This is a genomic window from Brevibacillus humidisoli, from assembly GCF_020923435.1.
GTDB lineage: Bacteria > Bacillota > Bacilli > Brevibacillales > Brevibacillaceae > Brevibacillus_E > Brevibacillus_E humidisoli.
In genome coordinates, this window is record NZ_CP087263.1 from 4,560,001 (window position 1) to 4,586,206 (window position 26,206).

Genomic DNA, 26,206 nt, shown 5'->3' on the forward strand with positions numbered 1-26,206 from the left:
TGAACAGGGCGCAAGTACGTTGCCGTAGACCCGAAACCGTGTGATCTAGCCATGTCCAGGGTGAAGGTAGGGTAACACCTACTGGAGGCCCGAACCCACGCACGTTGAAAAGTGCGGGGATGAGGTGTGGCTAGCGGTGAAATTCCAATCGAACTCGGAGATAGCTGGTTCTCCCCGAAATAGCTTTAGGGCTAGCCTCGGATGGGACCCCGCCGAACACGAGCGTAAGCTTGGGTTCGGTGGGTCCAGTGAGAGTCTTGGAGGTAGAGCACTGATTGGGCTAGGGGCCCTCATCGGGTTACCGAACTCAGTCAAACTCCGAATGCCAATGACTTATGTCCGGGAGTCAGACGATGAGTGCTAAGATCCATCGTCAAGAGGGAAACAGCCCAGACCATCAGCTAAGGTCCCCAAGTGTACGTTAAGTGGGAAACGATGTGGAGTTGCCCAGACAACCAGGATGTTGGCTTAGAAGCAGCCACCATTTAAAGAGTGCGTAATAGCTCACTGGTCGAGTGACTCTGCGCGGAAAATGTAACGGGGCTAAACGTACCACCGAAGCTATGGCAGTCCGTACGGACTGGGTAGGGGAGCGTTCCAAGCAGCGGTGAAGCCGTACCGGAAGGAGCGGTGGAGCGCTTGGAAGTGAGAATGCCGGTGTAAGTAGCGAAAAGACAAGTGAGAATCTTGTCCACCGAAAGCCTAAGGGTTCCTGGGGAAGGCTCGTCCTCCCAGGGTTAGTCGGGACCTAAGCTGAGGCCGAAAGGCGTAGGCGATGGACAACAGGTTGATATTCCTGTACCACCTTTGTTCCGTTTGAGCGAGGGCGTGACGCAGGAGGATAGGGTGAGCGGCCTACTGGATGGCCGTCCAAGCAGCAAGTGTGGTATGCAGGCAAATCCGCATACCATCCAGCACAAGCTGTGATGGCGAGGGAAATACAAGTACCGAAGTCCCTGATTTCACACTGCCAAGAAAAGCGTCTAGTGAGGAACAAGGTGCCCGTACCGCAAACCGACACAGGTAGGCGAGGAGAGAATCCTAAGGTGCGCGGGATAACTCTTGCTAAGGAACTCGGCAAAATGGCCCCGTAACTTCGGGAGAAGGGGCGCCCCGGTAGGGTGAGGGTCCCCGCCTGACACGAGCGTAAGCTTGTGTCAGGTGGGCTGAGCCCGAGGGGGCCGCAGTGAAAAGGCCCAAGCGACTGTTTAGCAAAAACACAGGTCTCTGCGAAGCCGCAAGGCGAAGTATAGGGGCTGACGCCTGCCCGGTGCTGGAAGGTTAAGGGGATGAGTTAGCTTCTGGGCCCCGCCGAACGCGAGCGTAAGCTTGTGTTCGGTGGGTAGAAGCGAAGCTTTGAACCGAAGCCCCAGTAAACGGCGGCCGTAACTATAACGGTCCTAAGGTAGCGAAATTCCTTGTCGGGTAAGTTCCGACCCGCACGAAAGGCGTAACGACTTGGGCGCTGTCTCGGCAAGAGACCCGGTGAAATCATAATACCTGTGAAGATGCAGGTTACCCGCGACAAGACGGAAAGACCCCATGGAGCTTTACTGTAGCCTGGTATTGGAACTTTGTGCATCATGTACAGCATAGGTGGGAGCCTGAGAATCCGGTGCGCCAGCATCGGGGGAGGCGCCGTTGGGATACCACCCTTGATGTACGGAGTTTCTAACTCGGCACCCTGATCGGGTGCGAGGACCATGCCAGGTGGGCAGTTTGACTGGGGCGGTCGCCTCCCAAAAGGTAACGGAGGCGCCCAAAGGTTCCCTCAGAATGGTTGGAAATCATTCGTAGAGTGTAAAGGCACAAGGGAGCTTGACTGCGAGACCTACAAGTCGAGCAGGGACGAAAGTCGGGCTTAGTGATCCGGTGGTTCCGCATGGAAGGGCCATCGCTCAACGGATAAAAGCTACCCTGGGGATAACAGGCTTATCTCCCCCAAGAGTCCACATCGACGGGGAGGTTTGGCACCTCGATGTCGGCTCATCGCATCCTGGGGCTGTAGTAGGTCCCAAGGGTTGGGCTGTTCGCCCATTAAAGCGGTACGCGAGCTGGGTTCAGAACGTCGTGAGACAGTTCGGTCCCTATCTGTCGCGGGCGCAGGAAGTTTGAGGAGAGCTGTCCTTAGTACGAGAGGACCGGGATGGACGCACCGCTGGTGCACCAGTTGTCACGCCAGTGGCACAGCTGGGTAGCTATGTGCGGACGGGATAAGCGCTGAAAGCATCTAAGCGTGAAGCCCCCTCCAAGATGAGACTTCCCACAGCGCAAGCTGGTAAGACCCCTCAGAGACGATGAGGTTGATAGGTTCGGTGTGGAAGCGCGGCAACGCGTGGAGCTGACGAATACTAATCGGTCGAGGACTTATCCACACTCTCTTTTCCTTCGTCTATACACCCGTTATCCGGTTTTGAAGGTGTGACTGGCACAGGCATCATCGCCTGCTCGTGGCACCTCATACTGTTCCTCAGTAGCTCAATGGTGGAGCAACCGGCTGTTAACCGGTAGGTTGGCGGTTCGAGTCCGTCCTGAGGAGCCATGCTCCTGTAGCTCAGTCGGTAGAGCGTTTCCATGGTAAGGAAGAGGTCGCAGGTTCGATTCCTGTCGGGAGCACCATTATTCCTTTTCTTACGGCCCGTTGGTGAAGCGGTTTAACACAGCAGCCTTTCACGCTGTCATGCAGGGGTTCGAATCCCCTACGGGTCACCATATCTTGCTAGTTGTCCCCGCAAAGGAACGGACGATCCCTCACTGTGTTGTGAAGGAGACACGTACTTTGTGGGGTGTAATATGGAGGCTTAGCTCAGCTGGGAGAGCATCTGCCTTACAAGCAGAGGGTCGGCGGTTCGATCCCGTCAGCCTCCACCATTCGTTCCAAAGTCTTTCACATGGGGAGATAGCGAAGTGGCTAAACGCGGCAGACTGTAAATCTGCTCCCTCTGGGTTCGGCGGTTCGAATCCGTCTCTCCCCACCATGATTTCTGATGACGTTGGGGTATAGCCAAGCGGTAAGGCAACGGACTTTGACTCCGTCATTCCTAGGTTCGAATCCTAGTACCCCAGCCATTGGGAGCCATTAGCTCAGTTGGTAGAGCATCTGACTTTTAATCAGAGGGTCGAAGGTTCGAGTCCTTCATGGCTCACCATGTATGATGCGGACATAGCTCAGCTGGTAGAGCGTCGCCTTGCCAAGGCGAAGGCCGCGGGTTCGAGCCCCGTTGTCCGCTCCAGTTTCCTATATAAACAATATCTCGTTAGCCTTTTCAATTGTATGTGCCCTTAGCTCAGCTGGATAGAGCGTTTGACTACGAATCAAAAGGTCGGGAGTTCGAATCTCTCAGGGCACGCCATATCCACTTATCTTTTAGTCGGGAAGTAGCTCAGCTTGGTAGAGTACTTGGCTTGGGACCAAGGGGTCGCAGGTTCAAATCCTGTCTTCCCGACCATAACTTACCCCAGAGAGGGAAGAGACCTGTTCATCTACTCTTTTCGGGGATTTCGATGTATGCGGGTGTAGTTCAATGGTAGAACTCCAGCCTTCCAAGCTGGATGCGTGGGTTCGATTCCCATCACCCGCTCCATTATTTTGCGAACGACGAGTGGCCCAATTGAGGTTGCTCGTTTTTTCCTTTTTATACCCCTGAGTGCAACAATTGACCCCACTGTAGATCGGCAATCCACGAGTTTCTTTGCCTTTTTCTCGTTGCTACGATGAGTACAGGAGTGATTTTTTTGAAAAAATCGTTTTATTTCGTCGTAGCTTGGCATGATGCCAAGAAATATACGGATGCGCTGCGTGCTCTGGATATTCCGTATGTCATTGAAACTCCAGAGGAGATCCCTTCCCTTCAGGAAGGTGAGTTGGCTTTTGTCTTTCCCAATCTCCCCATACGTATTTACGTGAAAGTGAGGATGCTCTTCGGAACAACCGGAGAACCATATTAAAGAGTCGTTTTCTGCTGAAAAAACAGCCTCATGCTCTGCCACCAGGGCCAATCTTCCTTCCAACTCCTCCGATGGATTTGTCTCTCAACCCTCCCCTGAGCGATTCATAACTATACAAAAACTTGTCGAGTTGAGTCATTTTCTTATCACAGGCTACAATATAACCAAAAGATAAGGAGATGGGGTCGGGACAATGAACAAGAAGATCAGCATGATAGGTGTTCCTCTTGATCTGGGAGCAGATCGCCGCGGCGTTGACATGGGGCCAAGCGCAATCCGATACGCAGGTGTTGTAAAGCGCTTGGAAGGGCTTGGCTATTCGATTGAGGATCTGGGGGACATTCCTGTTTCGCGTCCCAGTACATTCTCGGAGACGGACAACCATAAATATCTCGATGAAGTGGTTGAGGCGAATACACTCTTGGCGGAAGCAGTGCACCGGGTCATGAGCGAAGGGCGCTTCCCGCTTGTACTGGGCGGTGACCACAGTATTGCAATCGGTACGCTTGCAGGAGTGGCTCAGGAGAAGAAGAACCTGGGCGTCATCTGGTTTGACGCTCATGGAGATCTGAACACAGGTGAAACTTCTCCGTCCGGGAACATTCATGGCATGCCGTTGGCCGCTTCGCTGGGCTATGGACATCAGCGACTCGTGCAGATCGGCGGCTTCGCTCCCAAGGTAAAACCGGAAAACATCGTGATCATTGGTGCTCGTGACTTGGATCGTGAGGAGCGCGATCTGATCAAAAGACTGGGAATGAAAGTGTACACCATGCACGAAATCGATCGAATGGGAATGACTCGAGTAATGGAGGAAGCGATCGATCATGTCAGTCGGGGCACCGACGGGGTACATTTAAGTCTTGATCTGGATGGTCTTGATCCGCATGATGCACCAGGTGTCGGTACACCGGTGATTGGGGGCATTTCCTACCGTGAAGGACATCTGGCAATGGAGATTTTGGCGGAAGCAGACGTCCTCACCTCAGCGGAGTTTGTGGAGGTAAATCCAATCTTGGACCGCGAAAACATGACGGCGCGAGTAGCAGTAGCGCTTATGAGCTCCGTATTTGGTGACAAGCTGCTATGATAAAGCTTCGATAGCGGAGCGAAGGCTTTATAGAAGCCCATTGGACAACATGTACAGAAACAAAGCAGGAGAGAGGGAAACCTCTCTCTTTGCATGATATGGATACTTTACATTTCATCAAAAACTAGTTACATTTTTATAGATGAACGCTGGAGCTTGTTCAGCAGATGATCCAACTGCGCACTTAGTTCTACAAGTTCAGGGGTGATGACGGAGTGTAGCTTGTACAGCTCGTTTAGCTTCTGCCGCAATTCCTCTATCTGTCCCAGTACAAGTTGATTGCACATCCGTACTCACTCTCCATTTCTTTTTATCTTGATTAGCATAGTAAACCTTACCACTTCCAGTATATTTTCAAACTAGGAAATTATGCCCAAAACACTGCATGAAGAAACACAAACCACTCAAAAAATGAAACATCTTCAGGTATTATTCGTATAGAGAGAGAACGGCCCGGGGAGGATGGCATGGAATTCGTAGAAAAGCGGTTGACGCAGCGAGCAAAGCGAGGTGACCGGGATGCATTTGCTGAACTGGTCGAAATCTACAAGGACAAGATATTTCAACTCGCCTACCGCATGACGGGCAACCGACAAGAAGCCGAAGATATTGCACAAGAGACGTTTTTGCGCGTCTTTGCCAACCTGCATACGTATGACGAGAGTTATAAATTTTCGACGTGGATTTATCGGATTGCCACCGACCTTTGTATTGACAGGGGACGGAAAAAGAAACCCGACTTTTCCCTCGACCAACAGGTAGAGGGCACAGAGGGATTGGATTGGTATTCCCGACTATCCTCTACCGACAAAACACCAGAAGAAAACCTGATGACCCAGGAACTGCAGGACACTGTTCAAGGAGCCTTATCGCAGTTGTCGCCGAAGTATCGTTCCATTATGATCCTGCGCTATATCGAGGATCTCACGCTGCAGGAGATTAGTGCCGTCCTACAACTTCCCATCACAACCATCAAGACGAGAATTCATCGCGGCCGGGAAGCCCTACGCAACAAGCTGCGATTCATGTGAACAGAAAGGAGATTTCGCGAAGATGGAATGCAGAGAATCCCGTCTCCTGATTCATGAGTTTCTGGATGGAGACATTGACGAATTGGCTAACAACCGTCTGCAAGAACATCTACGGGCGTGCAACGACTGCCGCCGCCACAAACATGAACTGCAGAAAGCGATCGCCTTCGTTCAAAGTACGTCCCACGTGCACGCCCCGGCCGACTTCACCCAGCGTGTACTCGCACAGTTGCCGGCTCCGACCAAAATGAATCTGATGTCCGTCTGGCTCAAACAGCATCCGTTTATAGCGGCCGCTGCCGTCTTCTTTTTCCTGATGGCCGGAAGTCTGGTTGCCTCCTGGTTTGAACCCAATCAGACCCTGCAGGTCTCTTCCAATGACTTGGACCAACTTCGGGTGGACCGTCAGCGCAATGTAGTGGTCGTTCCCGAGGGGGTTACGGTTACCGGTGACTTGATCGTCCGCAACGGCAGCGTGGAAGTGTTGGGAGAAGTGGATGGGAACGTGGTTGCCATTGATGGTAAAGTTTTCACGGCCTCGACTGCCCAGATCGCGGGGGATGTCGAGTCGATCGAAGCTATTTTTGATTGGGTCTGGTACCAGCTGAAAAATGTCGGAAATGACTTGCTTCCTTTCGCCCAATAGGGGAAAATATAAACAAGCAGCACGGCAGCATGGCCGTGCTGTTTGCCGCAAATGCAGGCGAAAAAGAGAGACGAAGGAATGGAAGCTGAATGTGGGGGCTTCACGATATGGGATCGATTGAATACGGGAATCTGCTCCGTTACGCGATCGACATTTTGTTGGTCACGTACGTCATTTATAAATTGATCATGTTAATACGCGGTACGAGGGCGGTTCAACTGCTCAAAGGAATCCTGGTGATTGTCATCACCTGGCTCTTGAGCAACTACTTTGAGTTGACAACCCTCCACTTTCTGATGTCTCAGGCCGTCACCTTCGGTGTACTGGCACTGGTCATCATCTTTCAGCCGGAGTTGCGGCGGGCATTGGAACAGTTGGGAAGAGGACGATTCTTTTCCCGTTCGGCCTCGATGGAAGAGGAGGAGACAGCTCGCCAGATCGTTCAGGAGATCGTGAAGTCGGTCACCTATTTGGCGAAGCGCAGGATTGGAGCGCTGATCGTTGTGGAGCGGGAGACTGGACTGAATGACTATGTTGAGACCGGTATCGCGATTAATGGGAGAGTCAGTTCGGAACTGCTGATCAATATCTTTATTCCCAATACTCCATTGCACGACGGTGCAGTGATCATCCGCAAGGAGACCATTCTCGCTGCAGGCTGTTACCTGCCCTTGTCCGAGAATCCCTCCATCTCCAAAGAGCTAGGGACTCGTCACCGTGCGGCCATCGGCATGAGCGAGGTATCCGACGGGTTATCGATCGTCGTGTCAGAAGAAACAGGGCAGGTCTCATTTGCGCTCAACGGTGAAGTGCGCCGTAATATAGAGGAAGAGCAACTGGCTGATTTGATGTTTGAATCTCTGCATCCACCTGTCAAAAGCAAATCCATAGGCAACCGCTGGCAATGGAGGCGAAAAGATGGATAGATGGTTGAACAGTCACTGGTTTGTCAAGGGTATTGCCTTGTTGGTGGCCGTATTGATGTGGATGGTGGTCAACTTCGAACGCGACACCGGTTCGACCACGGAAGCGAGCCAGCCCATGTACATCGGCGGAGTTGCGATCAATGTTTTGTATGATACAGAGAGATACGACCTGGTAGAGCAGCCTTCACCGGTAAAAGTGATGGTGGAGAGCAGCAATCCATTTTATCGCTACAATCTGGTGACGCCTGACCAGTATGAAGTGTTCGTCGATGCGAGAGGCCGTGGGAAAGGAACCCATCGTCTCCCGGTACAGCACAAAGGCTTTCCCGAGGAGGCCAGAATCGGGATCACGCCGAGCATGGTAGAAATTTCGCTGGAAGAAAAACAGACGGTAGAAAAAGAGGTCGAAGTAGAACTGCTGGGACAAGTGGCACCCGGATATACGCCTGGCAATCCGGTTGTGAAGCCGCACCGTGTCCACGTCAGAGTGCCGGAGAGCCTGGTGGATGACGTGGCAGAAGTGAAGGCATCCGTCAATCTGGAGGAAGCGACAGAGCAGATCGATGTGACCACCGAGCTAAAGGTACTGGATAAAAAGGGAAACATCATCACCAAAGCAGAAGTAAATCCACTAACAGTGGAAGTAAGCGTGCCGGTCACCAGTCCATTTGTGGTGGTTCCGCTTAAAATGAACTTGACGAACGACTTGCCGGATGGCTATAGTTTGGCTAGTGTGCAAACGAATACCGAAGAGGTTACGGTATATGGCCCGCAAGACGTCATTCGGGAAATCAATACGTATCCAGCACCACCAATCGATCTTAGCAAGATCAACAGCAATCAGCTGCTGCAGTTGAAGATGCCGCTGCTGGACAAAGTGGTAAAAGTGGAGCCGGAATACCTGGAAGTCTCGTTGAGAGTCGTTCCGTCTACGACCAAGCAGCTGGAGAACGTACCGCTCCGGATTACCGGTCTGGCGGACGAACAGCAGGCCAAGGTGTTAACGCTGGAAGGACAGGAAATTACCATGCTTTCTGTCGGATTGATCGGCGCTCCGCAAATCCTGGAGGAGACCTCTGTTGATGATGTGCAGGTTCTGGTAGACGTGAGCAACCTGCCGGCTGGTGTGCATGAGATTCCGGTGATCTACAATCTGCCCAACTATGTGAAGACAGCGGCAGGATCTGTCAAGCAGGTAACCGTGGAAATCACCAATAAAGAAGAATGAACATAGGCTGTAGTGCAGAAGCAAAGAAATGAGGGACAAGGATGGGGAAGTATTTCGGTACTGATGGTGTACGGGGTGTGGCCAATCAGCAGTTAACACCGGAGCTGGCCTTTAAGATCGGCCGCTACGGTGGCTACGTGCTCACCCGGCACAAACAGGAAGGAAAACCAAAGGTAGTGCTCGGACGGGATACGCGGATCTCCGGGCAGATGCTGGAAAGTGCCCTGATTGCCGGACTGCTGTCCGTCGGAGCGGAAGTAATGCGGCTGGGCGTGATCCCGACGTCTGGAGTAGCGTACCTGACGAGAGCGCTCGGGGCAGACGCAGGGGTTATGATCTCCGCGTCGCACAATCCGTTCCCCGATAACGGGATCAAGTTTTTTGGCAGCGACGGGTTTAAATTGTCCGATGAGGTGGAGCAGGAGATCGAACAGCATCTGGACGCCGCCGAAGATACGCTGCCACGCCCAACGGGTGAAAAAATTGGCTCTGTGCTGGAGTTCCTTGAGGGCAGCCAAAAGTACCTCTCACATCTAAAAAATACAGTAAACGAGCAGTTTGAAGGGATAAAAGTGGTGTTGGACTGCGCCAACGGAGCGGTCTCCTCGCTGGCTGCACGCCTGTTTGCCGATGTGGAAGCGGAAGTCGTCACGATCGGGGCCAACCCAAATGGTGTCAACATCAACGATCAATGCGGGTCGACCCACCCGGAAAAACTGCAGGAGGAAGTGCTGAAGCATAAAGCGGACCTGGGTCTCTCTTTTGATGGTGACGCGGACCGCTGCATTGCTGTCGATGACAAGGGTGAGATCGTAGACGGGGATTACATCATGGCGATCTGCGCCCGTGCCTTGAAGGCGAAAGGAAAGCTGAACAACAACACTGTCGTTACGACGGTGATGGCCAACCTCGGCTTCTTCAAGGCGATGGAGGAGTGCGGCATCAATACCACCAAGACGGCCGTAGGGGACCGTTATGTGGTAGAAGAAATGGTTCGCGGCGGGTACAACCTGGGAGGAGAACAGTCCGGCCACATCATTTTTCTCGACCATAATACCACTGGCGACGGTCTGCTGACGGGACTGCAGCTCTTGAACATCATCAAGGAGAGCGGCAAACCACTATCGGAACTGAAGCAGATCATGAGCAAGTATCCTCAACTGTTGGTCAATGTGACGGTAGCCGATAAGACGAAGCTTGCAGGAAACCAGGCGATCGATGAAGCGATTCGCCAGGTAGAAGCAGAGTTGGCCGGCAACGGACGCGTTCTGGTTCGCCCTTCGGGGACGGAGCCGATCGTTCGTGTGATGGCCGAAGGCCCGGATGCCAGTCAATTGGATGAACTGGTACAGAGGATTGCTGCCGTGGTCAAACAGGAGCTAGCCTAAAACGATGCAAACGAAAGGAGCGGCAAAATGCCGCTCCTTTTCACTTATTAAGGGTCTACGTGTAGCAAAGAAGCGTTCTCCCGTCCTCTCACCTCAGGTAAAATAATAGACAATACTGGCCAATAGCCAAGGGAGCAGGTGATACCTATCGTTGACCTGAACGAATTAGCCAGGCAGCTGGCCAATGGAGCCTTGACGATCCATGGCGTCTATATGACCAACCTTCAGCCTGGTCGGTATTATGGGCATACCCCTTCACGGCCTACGCCGCATGCTGGTTTTGTATTTGCACTACGCGGACATGCCGTCTTCGAATGCAACGGCACGCCTTACGACTTGTACCCGGGCCGGATCGTCCATGGCGCCAAACAAATGGCCTTGCGCGTGACAGTTGGTCCATCCGGGTTTGAATATGCACTCATTCACTACTCGCTCACTCCACCTGCCGGTGAAGGAGAGGGGTACACGGGGACCCATTATGTTCTGGAAACCGTAGAAAATCCGCAGATTGTGGAGACGCTGCGTTTGTTGCAAACCGCCATGACCACCCCCGGACATCTGCAATCCGTGCGCTCCAAAGCGCTGTTCTACAGTACGGTTTACCAAATGATAAGCAGCGCCCGCAACCGGCGGAATGCAGAAAGCCAAAACACCATGGAACACGCCATCCAATATATACATGGCCATTATATGGAGCCTTTGAGCCTGAGTAAATTGGCCGGCCTGTACGATATGGATGAGAAAAAATTTGCGTATGCGTTTAACAAATATGTCGGCATGTTTCCCATCGATTATGTGATCCAGCACCGGATCAGACGGGCCGGCCAACTGCTCGCCACAAGCCATTGCAGCGTGCGTGACATAGCGGAAAGTGTCGGCTATAGCGATGCCCATTACTTCAGCAGGCTGTTTAAAAAGCACGTTGGCTGCACCCTGAGCGAATTCCGTTCCCGAAGCGGAAATAATCCACCTGTGTTTTGATAATTGTCTATGTCAAAGCTGCTGATCGTTCGTGATAATTTTTACCGAAAATGAGATTCATTATCACATTTTGAAGTGGAGGAACTGCATGTGCTGTCATTTTTCAAGAAGTGGGGGATGTTGCCCCTCATCGCTTTGGTTCTCATCACAACGACTGCAGCTTGCGGGTGGGTGGCCCAGTCTGATCAAGGCGGGGTACAAGCTTCGGAAAATGGAAACCAAGTCGGCAGCGAGAGCCAACAATCCGGCGGCGAGGGTCAAGATTCCGCCGATGCAAGCAGCCCTGCTACCGCCGCGGAGAACTCGCCAGGGACGACTACTTTCCCCATCACGATTCAACATGCCAAAGGAGAAACCGTGCTGAAACAAAAACCGAAAAAGGTGGTCGTTACCTATTTTCCTTATGCCGACCATTTATTTGCGATCGGGGAGCAGGATGTAGTCAGCGGCGTGGTTGGGCTGAAATCGCTGCAAAATTTTCCGGTTTATGATGCTTTCACCAAGCAGGGAAACATTGCCGACCTGGGCGACAGCGCAAACTTGGAAAAAATATTGGAGCTCGATCCCGATGTCATTATCGCCTGGGAGGAAGATGAGAAAATCTACGACCAGCTTTCCAAAATCGCTGATACGATTATGATCCCCCAGTCTGAAAACTGGCAGGACACGATTACGAAAGTAGCAGCTGTCATCGGCGAGCAGGAAAAAGCGGACCTGTATATTGCCGACTATAACAAGAAGCTGGATGCCTTGGCGGCGCAAATGACTCAGACTGGCGTACAAGGCAAAACCGCCATATTCATGATGACTTGGGGAAAAGGCTTTAATTATTACGGCGGCGTGCGGATGGAGCCTTATTACGAGCGGCTGGGGTTTGCCAAATTTCCGGGAATGAAGGATTGGGGCGAAATCAGCCTGGAAGGAGTGGCCGATATCGATCCCGATTACATTTTCCTCGGCGAGGATTTTACCAACTCGGCTGAGGTCAGGTTGGAGGAACTCGACAAAAATGAGGTGTGGAACAATTTGGAAGCTGTAAAAAACGGGCATCTATTCGTGATCGATACGGAAATTGTCGGTCCGCTGGCGATGGGTCAGGCCAAAGACTTGGAAGTAATCAAACAGATCATGCAGTAGGTTCGATAAAAGCATGGCTGACCGGCTCCTTGGCTGTCTCAGGGTGGTCAAGTCCCCGTTTTCGTGTGAACACTGAGAATCACCTAGGTTACAAGCTGTAGGAGCGGCACGCTGCCGCTCCTTTTTGCATACATACAACGTAGGGGAAAAAATACAATTGTCGGGTACCTCTATAACGTAGGGAAAAAAGCACGATTGTCGTCTTCCCCTATTATGTGGTAAAGTAGATGCGTGTCAAATCGGCATACGAGGTTGCAGAGAGGAGGAGTGGAGTACGTCGTACGCAACCGACCGATGATTTGACCGACAAGCGCCAGCACTGCGGCTGCCCGGCGTGGAGCGCAGTGGACGAGGTGGAGGTTTATCGAATGGTTCGGCGGATGCCTCCCGGTAGCGCGTATCACTACCGCAAGTTCAGGGACAAAACGGTGGGGTGACCCAGCGGACAAAACCTGGACGATGATACGAAAAAGCGAAACCAAAGAGGAGATGACGGGGGCGCACCCCGTTATTTGAATTGCATAGGGCTGTGTGTCCCCCGTCAAACGAAAGGGGAACATACGTATGTGTGGTATTGTTGGATATATTGGAGAGAAGAATGCGCAGCAGATCATCGTGGAAGGCCTGCGCAAGCTGGAGTACCGCGGCTACGATTCAGCTGGCATTGCAGTACTGACCGAGTCGGGTCTGGCGATGGACAAAGCAAAAGGGCGTCTGGCGGTATTAGACGAGCGTTTAAACCAAAAACCGCTCACAGCCCGGATGGGAATCGGACATACCCGCTGGGCGACACACGGCAAGCCTTCGGATGAAAATGCGCATCCCCATACGGATACAGCCGGATCTTTTGCGGTCGTGCACAACGGGATCATTGAGAACTACCTGTCGATCAAGGAAGAACTGCTGGCAAAAGGCTATACATTTGCGTCGGAGACCGATACGGAAGTGATTGCCCACCTGCTCGCTGACACTTATGACGGTGACCTAGTCTCTACCGTCCGCAAAGTAGTGCAGCGGATGCGCGGCGCGTACGCATTGGGCATCATGTCGGTACATGAGCCGGATAAACTGGTGGCTGTCCGTCTGGCCAGCCCACTGATTGTCGGGGTAGGAGACGGAGAGAGCTTTATCGGCTCCGACATCCCGGCTATTTTGGAACATACCCGCGACGTCCACATCCTGCAGGAAGGGGAGATGGCCGTCTTGAGCCGCGACGGCGTCGAACTGCTGTCCGTAGAAAGCGGCGAGCGGGTGGAGCGGGAGCTGTTCCGTGTAGAGTGGGACCTAGTGCAGGCAGAAAAAGGCGGCTACGACTCCTTTATGCTCAAGGAGATCCACGAACAGCCGCAGGCGGTGCGAGATACGATCGGCCCTCGCATCGATCAGGCCAACAAGCGTATCGTCCTGCCGGAGCTTACGATGAGTGCAGAGGAGCTCGCCGCGTTTGACCGGATCTACATCGTGGCTTGCGGTACTTCCATGCACGCCGGGCTGGTCGGAAAAGATGTGATCGAAAAACTGACGCGCGTTCCGGTGGAAGTGGCGATTGCCTCTGAATTCCGCTACCGCGATCCGATCGTGACGGACAGCACCCTGATGATCGTGATCAGCCAGTCGGGCGAGACCGCCGATACCCTGGCGGCGCTGCGGGAAGCCAAGAAACGCGGCGTCAAAGTGCTGGCCATCTCCAACGTCGTCGGCAGCTCCGTCGCGCGTGAAGCGGACGAAGTGATCTTTACCTGGGCTGGCCCGGAAGTGGCGGTTGCTTCCACGAAGGCATACACCTCCCAGGTGGTGGCGCTGTACCTGTTTGGCCTCTACTTTGCACAGGTAAAAGGGACGCAAACAGCGGAACAAATCGCCGCAATCGTGGAGCAGTTGGAACAAATCCCGCATCAGATCGCAGCCATCCTGGAGGACACGGAAGGACTTCGCCGCTTTGCCGAAAGCATCAAAGACGTGACCAGCCTCTTCTTCATCGGACGCGGCCTGGACTATGCCGTATCGCTGGAAGGCTCGCTGAAGCTGAAAGAGATTTCCTATATCCACTCCGAAGCCTACGCTGCCGGAGAGCTGAAACACGGCACGCTAGCCCTGATCGAGGAAGGTGTGCCAGTGATCGCGCTGGTCACCCAGCCTGACCTGTACGACAAGATGGTCAGCAACATCGTCGAGGTCAAAGCCCGCGGCGCCCGTGTACTGGGCTTCGCGCAGGAAGGTGACACCGAATTGGCGAAAACCGTGGACCAAGTGGTACAAATCCCATCCACGCTGCCGTTCCTCTCCCCTGTATTGACCGTCATTCCTCTGCAACTGCTTGCCTACTACGCCTCTGTCGCCCGTGGTTTGGATGTGGATAAGCCGCGGAATTTAGCGAAGAGTGTGACGGTGGAGTAGGGGTTAGTGGGTTGGAGCTTTAGTTGTCCAGAGAGACCCCCTTTGGCTCCATAACGAAAAATCCTCGATTCCGTCAATGGTCAAGACCCCATTTAGTGGACATTGAAAAAAAGCCCTAGGCAGCAAGCTGGTTCCTGTATTCGACAGGTGCCAGCTTGTTTAGTTTTCTTTGAGCGCGGTTATTGTTATAAAAGTCGATATATTCCTCAATTCGCCTTTGTGCCTCTTCAATACTTCGTATATCATAAGGATAGAGTGCTTCTGTCTTGAGATGAGAAAAGAAGCTCTCCATAGCGGCATTGTCATAACAAGAACACCTTCCTAAACGTCTCCAAAACAAGTGGATTGTCATTGCGACTGCTTATGTGGTACGCAATAATTTCTCCGTTCCACAAATCCATGATTGTGGATAAGTAAATCCTGTCGTCAAGTACTCGATACTGAGTTACATCTGTTACCCACTTACAATTAGGAGCACTTGCCGTAAAATCCCGTTGCAGCAAATTCTCAGCAATCCTTCCGTCCGATAACGCTGCTTCACGAGTTGTACGATGGACATACTTACGACGAATAATTGCTTTTATGCCTAGCTCTTGCATAAGACGCAGAACCTTCTTATGATTGACGATCATTTGATACTGACGGCATAACTCGTCTTGAATACGCCGGTAGCCTACAGTCTTATTCCGTTGCTCGTAGATCGCCATGATCCTGCGTTTCAGTTCTCCGTCTGGATTCTTCGTTTTACGCTTCAGATAGGCATAATAACCGCTTCTGCTTATTCTTAAATAAGCACAAAGTTCCTTAACGCTCTGCTTATCCTTCAGTTCATCGACAACGAGGTGTCGGTTTTGCAACCCTCCCGATTCAAGATTTGTAACCACTTTTTTAGGACATCTACCTCTAATTGCAAACGTCTAATTTCTCGCTCTTGCTCCGTTTCCACCTTGTGTGGATTGCCTCGTCTATCCTCGAATGCAGCCTGCCCATCCTCACGATACTTTCTCATCCAAACCTTAACACGATCCTTGTCCTGAACTTCCAGATGATCCGCAATCTTTCTGTAGCTCCAGCCTTCTTCCACATGTAGACGGACTGCTTCCATCTTGAGTGATTCTGGATAATGCTTGAACTTTTGCCCTTTGAATGCCATAAAGAATACACCCCCTAAAGTAACATCGGTTTTCCCTAGGGGTTTTTCCAATGTCTACTTTAAGGGGTGCACTTCACAATAGGGACCGAGGATTTTTTGCTTTTTGACGATTGGGCGCACCGGAGAATTCGGGTGTTATGCTTTTGGCTATTGCGCCTAAATGCCTCACTATTCCGGTTCGGGTGAGCTTCCTGCAGGTGACACCGTCCAACAAGTGAGCAGCGTCGAAACACCGTTGAGCAAGCTCCATTGATAGGCCACGACATATTGCATGGTCATTTCCCTTGAAATGCTTGTTGCAATTCCGCTATGTTAAACTTTTTCATGCTCAAGAACGCCTGCGTGACACGATCGCGTTGTTCTGGCGTGCCCTTGGCCAACATCTCGTCCAGTGCGCCGGGGGAGATCTGCCACGAGACACCGTATTTGTCTTTAAGCCAACCGCACTGCTCGGCCTCGGGTACGGCGGATAGCTTTTCCCAGTAGTAGTCAATTTGTTCCTGTGTCTCACAACAGATCATGAGGGAGATGGCCTCGTTGAAGGTAAACGGGTGTTCCAGCGCGCTGTCCATTGCCGTAAACCAGGTGTTCTCCAGCATAAAGTCGGTGAACATTACCATCTTCTCTTTGTTCGGCTCTTGGCCGGGACCATACCGGAAGAGGGCGCCAGGTTTGGCATTTTGGAAGACCGAGAGATAGAACTCGCGTGCTTCTTCCGCTTTTCCGCAGTTATTGCCTACGAACATCAAAGAGGGGATAATCGTGGGCCGAGGCTCTCCATCCGGATTCGTCAGAATGAGCTGCCATGAGACACCGTACTTGTCCTGGATCCAGCCATACCGTTCACTGAACGGGTACTTGTCAAGCGGCATAAGCGCGGTGCCTCTATCGGACAATTTATTCCACACCTCGTCTATCTTTTCTCTCGCGTTCTTTTCCCGGGACGGATCAAAATTAACCATAAACGAGATGGAAGGATTGAACGCAAAGAGCGGCCCCGCAGAGATGGCCATAAACGGATGTCCCCAAACGGTGAACGAAACAAGATCGCAATCACCCGAGGGGGTATCGTGCAACGTCGTCGTGCTCGTGATGTTGGAATCCGGGAATACAGAGCAATAAAACTCCGCGGCTTCTTTCGCCTCCTTGTCGAACCACAAGTGTGGGGTGATGGGTTGGGTTAGCGGACTCATGATACTTTCCTCCTTTTTTATAATCAGGCGCACACTTACTTTGATTCTAAGACAAAGATTGATTTTACGTTTCTTACCGATTGCTGTCTTGATGGAATAGAGAGGGCTTGGCGACCAGTCCTGCATGGGTTCCACACGTGCCCGTCGCAACTACAATCAGATTCAGCAGAGCGGCAGCGGGTTCATTTTTCGGAGGAAGCGTCTGGTATGAAACCCTACCCAGTCAGAGTACTTGATTCATGATGCTGTGGACTGCTTCCCTTTTCCTTTGCTTCGGAAGAGCGGAATCATCAGTAGATATCCAGCAAAAAAACAGAATCCTGCTAATACGTACACAATCGTGAGAGAAAGCGTACTTTTCAACACACCTGCAACACTCATCATCAGGAGCATCGCTCCTGTCATAAGCGGAGTGCGGATTCCCATGACCCGACCGATAAAGTCTTTGTCGGTGTACTGCATCACCAAGGCGCTATTCCCTACAAAAATGGCGGGCTGCAGAAGGGCAATGACGAATTGTGCCACCATGGTTAGCCATAACTCAGTAGACAGTCCTGCCAAGATGATCCCAGCCCCGTTGACGAGTAAGCCAAACATCAGGAAATGTTGCGGGGCGATTTTGGAAGCCAGAGCAAAGGTTGCGATTCCTCCGATAATCTCACCCAAACCATAGGGTATGCTAATCCATTTCAAAGCCTCTGCGGGCAAACGTAACTGCTCTGTGACGAGGGAATATGCTCAGTGGCGAAATCACCCCAACCCCAAGTCCCACCCATGTAAAACATAGACTGAGCTGCAGGAGCAACCGGTTTTTGATGACAAAACGAATGCCGTCCGACATTTCGCGAAGCAGCGAAGACAGGTTGCCCTCTTGACGCTTGGGTTGCTGCTGATCGGACGGGAGAAAGACTAGAGCCAGCGCTGACAACAAAAAACAAGCGCTTGTCGCCAATATGGAAACTTCCATTCCGAATTGCTGGTATACAGCGGTGCCTAGAACCGGACCAAGCACCATAAAGACCCAGAGCAAGGTTTGCAGCAAGGACATACAGGAGGACAGCAAAATTGCGAATCCAGATACCCGATTGGGAAAATAGAGTTGAAATCATGACAGCACGAACAAAGCGGTTGCGAACGAATTGAATAGGTCCCGACATCTCCATATCCTCCCTGGTCAGCTATTTCGAATGCCATCATACGGCCTCCTGTAAGAGGAGAGTCAATCGGTTTGTTGCAAAAGTTCGGTGTTGACACTCCTCTAAGGGGAGGCGTTAGACTGCGTAAGGAAGGGGGGATATGCCACGCTGTACACGGTAAAGAAAGTATCAGAAATATCTAATGTGACGATCAAAACACTCCATCATTATCATCGGATCGGTCTCCTCTTACCGAGCAAGATCAGCGAAGCCGGATACCGGTTGTATGGAACGAAAGAATTGGAACGTTTGCAAGAGATTCTATTTTACAAGGAATTGGGGTTTCCTTTAGAACAGATTAGAAAAATACTGGAACATCGTTCGGACCGACTCTCCATTCTTTCGCAGCAGGAGGAGTTGCTTGTTACCCGCAAACAAAGGATGGAAACAATCATTCAAACGTTGCGTAAATCCATTGCTTATTTGAAGGAAGGGCAAGAGATGGATCACAAGGAAATGTTCAAAGGGTTTGAGAACGAGGAAGAGTGGAACAAAGCGCTGAGCGAACAAAACCAGCATTTGCAGGAAACATACGGGATGGAGTCTCTTGAGGTGGCCCCAACGGATGTTCAAGACATGAATGAGCAAGCGGTTGAAATGGTCAGAAGCATAACTGATGTGATGGTTTTTACCTTCATCAGAATCTCCCCTCCTTGTACACTTGTCTAAATGATAGCATGTAAGGATTTGGGCGATAATACAATACACGGGATAATTCAGAATTTATACGGAATCACCTCTTGCTGTGATGTATAGAGATGGATTCGTGTCAATATCTTTTAAAAATAACCGATAAGATAAGGAAATGGTTTAAAACTGGCTTTTGTAAGCAACATTAGGCCCGCGAAAATCTCAGTTTTTCTGACTGAGAGGGTGAGGGAAACTGGGGGCTTACACTTTATGCATTTGTTTCTAAGATCGACTGAGAGCGATGAAGCTTCAGTCATGTTCCTGTTTTTTTCCCGGTATTTTCTCCCCGTCAAGCTCTCTTAGATCGGGTTCCCTGCAAATCTTGCCAAAATGCGATTGTTAAACACCCGTTTACGAACAATTAGATCTCTGCTACCTTTTCCATAGGGAGGTGAGGTGCCAGTGCGTATACTGGCGTTGCTCATCATTGCTGTTTTTTCATTCTTGCTCGGATTTTTGGCGTATCTGGGAACGCTTTGGCTTGTATGGAACCAAACGATTAGTCAGGGAGATTTGGTTGCTGTCGTGTTATGGGGAAGTGTCGCGTATGCAGTGCTTGCGGTCCCCATCTATTTGATTGTGATTGCTGTACTGAGACGTTTATGGCAAGATCCCTCGATGATGGCTTACCTTGCAGGCTGCGTATTTGTGGGTATTGTCCCGACCGCATTTATCATGTGGGCGTGGGAGGGAGGACTCCGCAGTCTGGTTTCCCCGGAGGCACAACTCTTCTATGCGTTCTTTGGCATCTCCGGAATCGCATTTGCTTTTGGCTGGTATCGTTATGTCCATCACCGCTCTTGATTTGCCAAGACACTTGGACGCTGGTTAGCTTGTGGATCCAAAACGTTCTGGAGTTGAGTTGAAGATGTATTTACGCAGTCTTGAGATTTTGCGAGATGAACAGACGGACCTGGATCGCTACCCGTTTTCCATCCCTGCAGTGAAACGTTTGGATCGCCTTTCGTTTCGTTCCAATGTTACTTTTTTTGTCGGGGAGAACGGTTCGGGCAAATCGACGCTGCTGGAAGCAATCGCTTATCAATGCGGCTTTCATACGGCGGGGGGAGGGAGGAATAACTACTATGATGTTGACTCCTCCCATGCCGCGCTGGGTGAACATATCCGGCTCTCCTGGCTGCCCAAGATCACCAATGGTTTTTTTATGAGAGCAGAGACGTTTTACCATTTTGCGTCCCATCTGGACACCTTGGGTGGCGATAGCTTACGGTTTTATGGCGGGCGTTCTCTGCATGAGCAATCGCATGGCGAAGCCTTTCTGGCGCTGTTTCGCCATCGCTTTGGGAAAAAGGCAATCTATCTGCTGGATGAGCCCGAGGCGGCCCTTTCCCCGGCGCGGCAGTTGGCGCTGCTGCAAACCATCAAAGAGCTGGAAAACAATGCTCAGTTTATCATTGCTACGCATTCGCCGATCTTGCTCGGGTATCCAAATGCACAGCTGCTCAACTTTGATGTGCAGCCGGTGCAGGAGATTCGCTATGAAGAAACGATGCATTACATCCTTACGAGACGTTTTCTCGAAAATAGGAAAACGGTCTTGCGCGAGTTGTTTGATCAGTAACGTTGGTGTATCATCTATCATCCGCCTTTATCCCGCATGGTAATGATCCACTCCTTACTTTTACCATGGTCACTTAGCTGTTGCCATGTTCCCCTTCCTCGTCTCCCTTACTCCCCACGTCTCAATCGTTACCCCTCACTCATCAATTGACGAAATAGTTTTAAAACAGAAAAGGTTTACAAAAGAGCCGGGGCATACTATCATTTGCTTAGATAATTAAATTAATTAACTTAGTGGCGGTGCCAGCAAGAGCTGTTGCGTAGAATATTGCTTCAAAGAAAGGACGGAGATGGCGGATGGGGCTGTTGGAACAACATTTTGGCTCCTGCAGTGGTGAGGTACGCGTTTTTTTTGCCCCAGGCCGGGTCAATCTGATCGGGGATCATACGGATTACAGCGGCGGATATGTGCTTCCCGCTGCGCTTGATTGCGGTACCTGGGTAGCGATTCGGCAACGTGAGGATGGTCGTTTTCGCTTCATTTCCACCAACTTTGACGATCAGGTGGAGTGCTCGGCCGCCGAACTGGCCTACCGCACAGAAGATGGATGGGCCAACTATCCCAAGGGGGTGATCTGGCACCTCCGAGAGCGGGGAGTTGAGTTGTCTGGGGGAGATCTCCTCTTTCATGGCAATATCCCCAATGGAGCGGGCCTCTCCTCATCTGCGTCGATCACGATGGCGACTGCATTTTCTGTCCGCTCGTTGACCGGGGTTGATCTGTCGCTGATGGAGCTGATCAGGCTGAGCCAGCAGGTGGAAAATGAATACCTGGGTGTGAACTGCGGGATTATGGATCAGTTCGCTGTCGGGATGGGTCGGTCCGGGCATGGACTCCTGCTGCGCTGCAAGACACTGGACTACCGTTATGTGCCCCTCACGCTGGGAGATTACCGGATCGTGATTGTCAACAGCAACAAACGGCGGGAACTTGCCGCATCCAAGTACAACGAGCGGCGGGCGGAGTGTGAGGCAGGGTTTCGTATGATCCAGCCCCACCTGTCAGAAGCAGATCACCTGGGCAGTGTATCGGTTGACCAATGGCGAGAGGTGTCTCGTCATATCTCGTCAGAGACGATCCGCAGACGGCTGGAGCATGTAATATATGAGAATGAGCGGGTGCTGCGCTCGACGGAAGCGCTGGAGAGCGGCGATCCGATCGCTTTTGGCCGATATATGCAAGAGTCTCACGAATCTCTCTCCCGTCTCTACGAGGTTACAGGAACGGAGTTGGATGTGCTGGTTGAGGAGGCGCTGCGCGTAAAGGGATGCATCGGGGCGCGGATGACAGGTGCCGGATTTGGCGGTTGTACGGTCAATCTGGTTCACGAGGCACACCTTGACACATTCTGTCGGCAGGTGAACAAGCGCTTCCGGGAGCGAACAGGGCGTACCCCGGCGTTTTATTGCTGGCAGACAGGTGACGGTGTTAGAGAGATTATTCAGGGGGTGGAGGCATGTCCGTTCTGGTAACCGGAGGCGCAGGGTACATCGGCAGCCATACGGTAGCCGAATTACTAACCCGCGGTGAAGAGGTTGTGGTGCTGGACAGCTTGCAGACCGGCCATCGTGGTGCGGTGCTGGTGGAATACTACTATCAGGGTGACGTCCGCGATACGGATCTATTGCAGCGGGTTTTTACCGACCATGAGATTGAAGCCGTTATTCACTTCGCAGCAAGTTCGCTGGTGGGCGAGTCGGTGACGGACCCGCTCAAATACTACGACAATAATGTAGTAGCTGTGCAGCGGCTGTTGGCGGCGATGAACCGGCACGGGGTGAAGCAGATCGTTTTCTCTTCCACGGCGGCTACTTACGGTGAACCGCTACGTACGCCGATCGAGGAGGAGGACCCTACGGAACCGACCAGTCCGTACGGCGAGACCAAGCTGGCGATTGAAAAGATGCTGGCCTGGTGCGACCGGGCGTACGGGATCAAATCCGTCTCGCTGCGGTATTTCAACGCGGCGGGAGCCCATCCCGACGGATGGATCGGTGAGGATCACCAACCGGAAACCCATCTGATTCCGATCATCCTGCAGGTGGCGTTGGGGCAGCGGGAGCATGTCGCTATTTTTGGCGATGATTATCCCACTGAGGATGGGACGTGTATTCGCGATTACATCCATGTGATGGATCTGGCGCAGGCGCATTATCTGGCTCTGCAGCGTCTCCGTTCATCAGGCGAGAGCGGCATCTACAACCTGGGCAACGGCACAGGTTTTTCTGTGAAACAGGTGATTGAGAAGTGCAGGGAGGTTACCGGCCATCCGATCCCGAGCGTTGTCTCGCCGCGTCGTCCCGGCGATCCGGCTGTGCTGATCGCTTCTTCGCAAAAGGCAAAACGGGAGTTGGGCTGGACACCGCGTTACGCCGATTTGGGCACGATCATCGAGAGCGCCTGGAACTGGCATCGTCGTCATCCGCTCGGATTTGGCGGCGGGACGGGAGGCAGCCGATGAACAGGAGCGAGAGGATCTTGCAGCGGCTGGACCGCCTGCGTGAACTGATGCGGCAGACGGATGTGGACGGGCTTTTGCTGCGCAAACGGCGTCACTTCAGCTGGCTGACCGGAGGACGTCGCAACCATATAGAACAGACCACTAACCTGGGGGTGGCTGATCTCGTGGTGTTTCCCGATAGCGTCTACTGCGTGACAACCAAGATGGAAGCGGCCCGAATCAGAGAGGAAGAACTTGTCGATCTGGCATGTGAATGGATCACCCCGGAATGGTACGAAGGAACAGGGCCTGCGATTCTCTCGCTCTGTCAGGGGAGAAAGATGGGATGTGACGTGGAACCTGCAGCGGTGGGATTGCCGTCCGGTGTTGAGCTGAGTCGGCAGATTGCTGCATTGTCCTATGTGCTCGACGAAGAGGAGATCGCACGTTATCGCACGTTGTCACAAGGGGCGGCGAGAGCAGTGGAAGCGATTTGCCGACAGATGCGGCCGGGAATGAGCGAATATGAGATCCAGGCAAAACTGGCTGCGCGGGTGATGGAGCAGGGCATCAACCCATCAATTATCCTGATCGCCACAGACGAGCGAATCTTCAACTATCGCCACCCGATCCCGACGGGGAAAAGGCTGGAGCGGTACGCCATGGTGGTGCTCTGCGCGGAGCGGTGGGGGCTGGTTGCCAATGTGACCCGCTTCGTTCACTTTGGGCCGCTGCCAGACGTGGTGCGGGAAAACCGGCAGAAGCTGGCGCAGATTGATCTAGTGATGAACCTCGCTACACGTCCTGACACACTAATCCAGGAGGTGGTCCGGCGCGGCATCAGGACATACGAAGCATTAGGCTTTGGCGACGACTGGAGGTATCTGCATCTGGGAGGGCCGACCGGTTATGCAGCGCGAGAGTTTTTGGCGACGCCGACATGTGAAGGACAGGTTCAGCTCCACCAGGCCTTTGCCTGGAACCCTGCCGTGCGCGGCATCAAGTCGGAAGATACGATCCTGGTCGGAGCGGATGGCAACGAATTCTTGACCCATACAGGCGATTGGCCGTATATTTCGCTGGAATGGGACGGTCAGATCTATCAGCGCCCGGATGTCATGGTTCACTCGTGACAGTCTGATACCATCCTGCGGAAGTCCAGGGCAGCACCTCACATAGTTTTTATCCGTTCAATCAACAATACAACAAGAAAGCAGGTCAGGACGGAAGCGGGGGAAAGCGTATGGATATGTTCATCGCAGGACATGAGATCCAGATTTCCAATCCCGACAAGGTGTTATGGAAGGAAGCAAACATCACCAAGCGTCAATACATCCAGTATCTGCTGAGCGTAGCGGATTACCTGATTCCGTACACGACCGACAAGATGCTGATGTGGTGGTTGTATCCGGCCGGTTTCGGCCGATCAAAGGTAGAAAAACGATCTCTTCCGAAAAACGCACCAGAGTGGATGCCGGCCGTGTTTTACAAGAAGAAACAGAGAGTACTGTTAAACAACAAACCTGCACTGGCATGGATCGCCAATCAGGAAGCATTGGAATTGCATGTCCCGTTTGATACCTATCAGCAGACGGATTACCCTACGGAGTTGGTTTTCGATCTTGACCCTGCGGGCCAAGACGATTTTGAACTGGCGCTGGAGATTGCCCTGCGGACGAAAGAGGTGTTGGATTCGATCGGGTTGTTTTGCGTGGCGAAAACGTCAGGAAAATCGGGGATGCACATCCATGTGCCGATTGATCCTGACTACCGCTTTGAAGAGACACGAAAAGTGAACCGCTTCATTGCCAACTATATGGCGGAAAAGTATGCGAGTCTGATCACGCTTGATCGAGTCGTGGCAAGAAGAGGGAACAAACTGTATTTTGATTATCTGCAGTTGTGGAAAGGACGAACGATGGCTGTACCCTATTCGGTTCGGGCAACGCCAGAGGCAACGGTATCGACGCCTGTGGAATGGTCCGAGGTGCAAAAGGGATTTCGTCCGGAAGACTTTACGATCCTCAACATGGAGCAGCGGCTGCGAGAAAAAGGGGACTTGTTCCGCCCGATGACGACAGAAAAACAGGCTCAACGATTGGATGAAATCCTCAGGTTCATAGAAAGCCACAAGATGTGAGGCGAGCGGAACAGAGTTGACTTTGGTTCCGCTCGCACACGGTACGATCATTCCTTCTCTTTCATGTGAAAGATCCCCAGATGATCCCAGATCTCCTCCAGCTTCTCCAGCCGCTCGTGAAACTCGCTCATCTTATGTTTCCCGACGAATGTGATCAGGGCATTGATCAGACTTAATGGAGCAACAAACGAATCGATGAAGGTCGGCATCTGGCTGGAAGCGGTCAGCGAGATATCGGCATGCGGAATCAGCGGCGACAGCAGGTTGTCTGTGATCGCGATCGTGTTGGCTCCCTTCCCTTTTGCATACGACAAGATATCAATTGTACTGTTGGAATAGCGGGCGAAGCTGATGCCGATCACGACATCCTGCTCACTGATCTGGTACAACCGCTCCGCCATCATCTCCGCAGACTGGATCATCTCCGTGTTGCCCAGCACAATATTGAGGTAATACTGCAAAAAAGCTCCCAAAGCCACCGCACTGCGGTTGGCGACGACGTAAACCTTGTTCGCATGAAGCAGCAGATCGACCGCTTTGAGAAAGGATTGGATGTCCAGTTTCTCCATCGTCGATTTCAGGTTGGCGATGTCATCTTGGAAGATCTCGTATACACCCTTTTCCTCTTCCCCGTATTCTTGCAGGGACATCTCCAAGCGTTCGGCAATGGTCAACTGCTGCTTGACGGAATCCTGCATGTACTGCTGGAGTTCAGGGTATCCGGAAAAGCCGAGAAACGTCGCAAATCTGACAACAGTGGCTTCGCTTACCTTCGCCTTCTTTGCCAGTTTGGCTACATTGAGAAAGGGTACGGAATTAGTGTTCTCCAGAATATACTTCGCGATCTTCAGCTGCGATTTGCTCATATACTGCATCTTTTCCGCTATATGCTGATATACATTTGAAGGCTCCATGGGCTGCTTCCTGCTTTCCTCCTGGTCTGAGTCTATCCTGTGCTCGCGGCTTGCTCACGGCTGATTGCGTCGCATCGTCCGTTCATCAAAGGAGTCCGTTTTACGTTCGATATCTATCTCGTGTTA

The 26,206-nt window shown here is 52.1% G+C and carries 26 protein-coding genes, 11 tRNA genes and 1 rRNA gene (1 of these 38 cut by a window edge); 30 read left to right on the forward strand and 8 right to left on the reverse strand.

Annotated features, from left to right (window positions below; genetic code table 11):
• The 14 genes from LOK74_RS22280 to rocF all read left to right on the forward strand — a co-directional run.
• Positions 1 to 2,375, forward strand: a 23S ribosomal RNA gene (locus tag LOK74_RS22280) (it extends 686 nt beyond the left edge of the window).
• A 92-nt stretch (positions 2,376 to 2,467) separates the two neighbouring features.
• Positions 2,468 to 2,542: transfer RNA gene (locus tag LOK74_RS22285), tRNA-Asn, on the forward strand.
• Position 2,543: 1 nt separating this feature from the next.
• Positions 2,544 to 2,619: transfer RNA gene (locus LOK74_RS22290), tRNA-Thr, on the forward strand.
• 16 nt (positions 2,620 to 2,635) lie between these two features.
• Positions 2,636 to 2,712 (forward strand) — tRNA-Glu (locus LOK74_RS22295).
• Positions 2,713 to 2,795: 83 nt separating this feature from the next.
• Positions 2,796 to 2,871 (forward strand) — tRNA-Val (locus tag LOK74_RS22300).
• 22 nt (positions 2,872 to 2,893) lie between these two features.
• Positions 2,894 to 2,978 (forward strand) — tRNA-Tyr (locus LOK74_RS22305).
• 16 nt (positions 2,979 to 2,994) lie between these two features.
• A tRNA-Gln gene (locus tag LOK74_RS22310) sits at positions 2,995 to 3,069 on the forward strand.
• A 4-nt stretch (positions 3,070 to 3,073) separates the two neighbouring features.
• Positions 3,074 to 3,149 (forward strand) — tRNA-Lys (locus LOK74_RS22315).
• Positions 3,150 to 3,157: 8 nt separating this feature from the next.
• A tRNA-Gly gene (locus LOK74_RS22320) sits at positions 3,158 to 3,233 on the forward strand.
• A gap of 43 nt (positions 3,234 to 3,276) precedes the next feature.
• A tRNA-Arg gene (locus tag LOK74_RS22325) sits at positions 3,277 to 3,353 on the forward strand.
• A gap of 19 nt (positions 3,354 to 3,372) precedes the next feature.
• Positions 3,373 to 3,449, forward strand: a tRNA-Pro gene (locus tag LOK74_RS22330).
• Between the two features lie 61 nt (positions 3,450 to 3,510).
• A tRNA-Gly gene (locus LOK74_RS22335) sits at positions 3,511 to 3,584 on the forward strand.
• Positions 3,585 to 3,726: 142 nt separating this feature from the next.
• Complete coding sequence (locus LOK74_RS22340) at positions 3,727 to 3,948, forward strand: hypothetical protein (protein WP_230044195.1); 222 nt, start codon at positions 3,727 to 3,729, stop codon at positions 3,946 to 3,948.
• Positions 3,949 to 4,141: 193 nt separating this feature from the next.
• Positions 4,142 to 5,038 (forward strand): arginase, encoded by an 897-nt coding sequence (gene rocF / locus LOK74_RS22345; protein ID WP_230044196.1) that lies wholly within the window; start codon positions 4,142 to 4,144, stop codon positions 5,036 to 5,038.
• A gap of 128 nt (positions 5,039 to 5,166) precedes the next feature.
• Here the strand turns inward: rocF and LOK74_RS22350 are convergent, their stop codons facing one another.
• Entirely contained in the window at positions 5,167 to 5,325 is a 159-nt protein-coding gene (locus LOK74_RS22350; protein ID WP_230044197.1) for an aspartyl-phosphate phosphatase Spo0E family protein, read from the reverse strand.
• A gap of 180 nt (positions 5,326 to 5,505) precedes the next feature.
• Here LOK74_RS22350 and sigW point away from each other — a divergent pair, with 180 nt between their 5' ends.
• The 9 genes from sigW (at position 5,506) to glmS (ending at position 14,772) form a co-directional block, all read left to right on the forward strand.
• A complete protein-coding gene (sigW, locus tag LOK74_RS22355) occupies positions 5,506 to 6,069 on the forward strand; it encodes an RNA polymerase sigma factor SigW (protein WP_230044198.1) in 564 nt (187 codons plus the stop codon).
• A 22-nt stretch (positions 6,070 to 6,091) separates the two neighbouring features.
• On the forward strand, positions 6,092 to 6,715 hold the full coding sequence (locus tag LOK74_RS22360) for a zf-HC2 domain-containing protein (protein ID WP_230044199.1): 624 nt from the start codon (positions 6,092 to 6,094) through the stop codon (positions 6,713 to 6,715).
• Positions 6,716 to 6,822: 107 nt separating this feature from the next.
• Entirely contained in the window at positions 6,823 to 7,641 is an 819-nt protein-coding gene (gene cdaA, locus LOK74_RS22365) for a diadenylate cyclase CdaA (protein WP_230044201.1), read from the forward strand.
• The gene (locus LOK74_RS22370) at positions 7,634 to 8,869 is read left to right on the forward strand and encodes a CdaR family protein (protein ID WP_230044203.1); all 1,236 of its coding nucleotides are present in this window, start codon (positions 7,634 to 7,636) and stop codon (positions 8,867 to 8,869) included. The genes cdaA and LOK74_RS22370 overlap by 8 nt, the downstream gene beginning before the upstream one ends.
• A 41-nt stretch (positions 8,870 to 8,910) precedes the next feature.
• Complete coding sequence (glmM, locus tag LOK74_RS22375) at positions 8,911 to 10,257, forward strand: phosphoglucosamine mutase (protein WP_230044209.1); 1,347 nt, start codon at positions 8,911 to 8,913, stop codon at positions 10,255 to 10,257.
• Between the two features lie 138 nt (positions 10,258 to 10,395).
• Positions 10,396 to 11,238, forward strand: a complete 843-nt coding sequence (locus LOK74_RS22380) for an AraC family transcriptional regulator (RefSeq protein WP_230044211.1) — start codon at positions 10,396 to 10,398, stop codon at positions 11,236 to 11,238.
• Between the two features lie 90 nt (positions 11,239 to 11,328).
• Entirely contained in the window at positions 11,329 to 12,375 is a 1,047-nt protein-coding gene (locus tag LOK74_RS22385; RefSeq protein ID WP_230044213.1) for an ABC transporter substrate-binding protein, read from the forward strand.
• A 227-nt stretch (positions 12,376 to 12,602) separates the two neighbouring features.
• Positions 12,603 to 12,812 carry a hypothetical protein gene (locus LOK74_RS22390; RefSeq protein WP_230044215.1) on the forward strand — a complete coding sequence of 70 codons (210 nt, stop codon included), beginning with the start codon at positions 12,603 to 12,605 and terminating at the stop codon, positions 12,810 to 12,812.
• Between the two features lie 127 nt (positions 12,813 to 12,939).
• Complete coding sequence (gene glmS, locus LOK74_RS22395) at positions 12,940 to 14,772, forward strand: glutamine--fructose-6-phosphate transaminase (isomerizing) (RefSeq protein ID WP_230044217.1); 1,833 nt, start codon at positions 12,940 to 12,942, stop codon at positions 14,770 to 14,772.
• Between the two features lie 115 nt (positions 14,773 to 14,887).
• Here glmS and LOK74_RS24450 read toward each other — a convergent pair whose 3' ends face one another.
• The 6 genes from LOK74_RS24450 to LOK74_RS22420 form a co-directional block, all read right to left on the reverse strand.
• Positions 14,888 to 15,124, reverse strand: a complete 237-nt coding sequence (locus LOK74_RS24450; protein ID WP_420908705.1) for an IS3 family transposase — start codon at positions 15,122 to 15,124, stop codon at positions 14,888 to 14,890.
• A complete protein-coding gene (locus tag LOK74_RS22400) occupies positions 15,075 to 15,629 on the reverse strand; it encodes an IS3 family transposase (RefSeq protein WP_230043151.1) in 555 nt (184 codons plus the stop codon). Before LOK74_RS22400 ends, LOK74_RS24450 begins: the two co-directional genes overlap by 50 nt.
• The gene (locus LOK74_RS22405) at positions 15,596 to 15,925 is read right to left on the reverse strand and encodes a helix-turn-helix domain-containing protein (RefSeq protein WP_230044218.1); all 330 of its coding nucleotides are present in this window, start codon (positions 15,923 to 15,925) and stop codon (positions 15,596 to 15,598) included. The genes LOK74_RS22400 and LOK74_RS22405 overlap by 34 nt, the downstream gene beginning before the upstream one ends.
• Before the next feature lie 275 nt (positions 15,926 to 16,200).
• Positions 16,201 to 17,118 (reverse strand): VOC family protein, encoded by a 918-nt coding sequence (locus LOK74_RS22410; protein WP_230047099.1) that lies wholly within the window; start codon positions 17,116 to 17,118, stop codon positions 16,201 to 16,203.
• Between the two features lie 237 nt (positions 17,119 to 17,355).
• On the reverse strand, positions 17,356 to 17,826 hold the full coding sequence (locus LOK74_RS22415; protein ID WP_338148628.1) for an MFS transporter: 471 nt from the start codon (positions 17,824 to 17,826) through the stop codon (positions 17,356 to 17,358).
• Positions 17,798 to 18,166, reverse strand: a complete 369-nt coding sequence (locus tag LOK74_RS22420; RefSeq protein ID WP_230044220.1) for an MFS transporter — start codon at positions 18,164 to 18,166, stop codon at positions 17,798 to 17,800. The genes LOK74_RS22415 and LOK74_RS22420 overlap by 29 nt, the downstream gene beginning before the upstream one ends.
• A 292-nt stretch (positions 18,167 to 18,458) precedes the next feature.
• On the opposite strand from LOK74_RS22420, the gene LOK74_RS22425 reads away from it, so the two are divergent.
• From LOK74_RS22425 to LOK74_RS22455, 7 genes are all read left to right on the forward strand, one after another.
• Entirely contained in the window at positions 18,459 to 18,983 is a 525-nt protein-coding gene (locus tag LOK74_RS22425) for a MerR family transcriptional regulator (protein ID WP_420908706.1), read from the forward strand.
• Positions 18,984 to 19,400: 417 nt separating this feature from the next.
• Positions 19,401 to 19,808: a hypothetical protein gene (locus tag LOK74_RS22430; RefSeq protein WP_230044221.1), complete on the forward strand. Its 408-nt coding sequence runs from the start codon at positions 19,401 to 19,403 to the stop codon at positions 19,806 to 19,808.
• Between the two features lie 64 nt (positions 19,809 to 19,872).
• Complete coding sequence (locus LOK74_RS22435; protein ID WP_230044222.1) at positions 19,873 to 20,586, forward strand: AAA family ATPase; 714 nt, start codon at positions 19,873 to 19,875, stop codon at positions 20,584 to 20,586.
• A gap of 296 nt (positions 20,587 to 20,882) precedes the next feature.
• The gene (locus tag LOK74_RS22440) at positions 20,883 to 22,058 is read left to right on the forward strand and encodes a galactokinase (protein ID WP_230044223.1); all 1,176 of its coding nucleotides are present in this window, start codon (positions 20,883 to 20,885) and stop codon (positions 22,056 to 22,058) included.
• Complete coding sequence (gene galE, locus LOK74_RS22445; RefSeq protein ID WP_230044224.1) at positions 22,043 to 23,047, forward strand: UDP-glucose 4-epimerase GalE; 1,005 nt, start codon at positions 22,043 to 22,045, stop codon at positions 23,045 to 23,047. The genes LOK74_RS22440 and galE overlap by 16 nt, the downstream gene beginning before the upstream one ends.
• Positions 23,044 to 24,159 carry a M24 family metallopeptidase gene (locus tag LOK74_RS22450; RefSeq protein ID WP_230044225.1) on the forward strand — a complete coding sequence of 372 codons (1,116 nt, stop codon included), beginning with the start codon at positions 23,044 to 23,046 and terminating at the stop codon, positions 24,157 to 24,159. The genes galE and LOK74_RS22450 overlap by 4 nt, the downstream gene beginning before the upstream one ends.
• A gap of 110 nt (positions 24,160 to 24,269) precedes the next feature.
• Entirely contained in the window at positions 24,270 to 25,166 is an 897-nt protein-coding gene (locus tag LOK74_RS22455) for a DNA polymerase domain-containing protein (protein WP_230044226.1), read from the forward strand.
• A gap of 47 nt (positions 25,167 to 25,213) precedes the next feature.
• Here the strand turns inward: LOK74_RS22455 and LOK74_RS22460 are convergent, their stop codons facing one another.
• Positions 25,214 to 26,080, reverse strand: a complete 867-nt coding sequence (locus LOK74_RS22460; protein WP_230044227.1) for a MurR/RpiR family transcriptional regulator — start codon at positions 26,078 to 26,080, stop codon at positions 25,214 to 25,216.
• Positions 26,081 to 26,206 lie beyond the last annotated feature (126 nt).